Annotated in this window: 1 pseudogene; it reads right to left on the bottom strand. The window is 58.2% G+C overall.

The features are described from left to right. Window positions 1–601, bottom strand: a pseudogene (locus HMPREF3053_RS10820) (IS256-like element IS3503 family transposase); the annotation flags it as partial. Window positions 602–692 lie beyond the last annotated feature (91 nt).

Raw genomic sequence — 692 nt, 5'->3', positions numbered from 1 at the left:
GGTAGAGGGTTTTGCCGGCATCGGTGCGGGGGTTGCTGGTGGTGTGGCGGCGGACTGTTCGTTGGGCGTGGACGAGGCAGCGTTGGATGCGTGTTGTTGGCCAGCAGTGGTGGATGGCTGATTGGGCACCTTGTCCGCCGTCTGTGACTGCGATTAGTGGTGCGGCAATGGGGCGTAGGAGTTCGGTGTAGGCGGCGGTGGTTTCGTGTCTGGCCCAGGTCCAGTTGATGACGTGGGTTTTACTGGCTGCGATCAGGAGGCATCCGGACTTTAGATAGGTCGCGTCGAGGAAGATTTGGTCATGGATGCGGAATGAGTCGATGGTGGGTGTGGGGATGATCCACCAGCACCATCGGAATCGGTGGTGCATGGTTTGCCTGGTTACGCCATGGTGTGCGGCGAAGGTGGTTAGAGATTGGGTGCCGGTGGCCCATTGGATGAACAAAGCCATGGTGGCGGTGTTTTTGTTGTGGGTTTGGGTGTTGCGGGTAAAGGAGTGTCCGCAGTGGGTGCAGCGCCAACGGGTGGTTGATTTGCTGGTGGTGCCGTTTTTCTTTGTGTTGTTGCCGCATAGTGGGCAGCTGGGGCGGTTGGTGGTCATCCTTTAATCCAACCGGTGTGCGGTTAGCACAAATGTGGCCGGAGGTGCGGGATGGTGTGGGTAATAGCTTTCGGGGAGCTATTCTTTGGTG

Source organism: Corynebacterium sp. HMSC064E07 (assembly GCF_001815745.1).
GTDB lineage: Bacteria > Actinomycetota > Actinomycetes > Mycobacteriales > Mycobacteriaceae > Corynebacterium > Corynebacterium jeikeium_D.
This window is presented reverse-complemented; position numbering and strand designations above follow the sequence as displayed.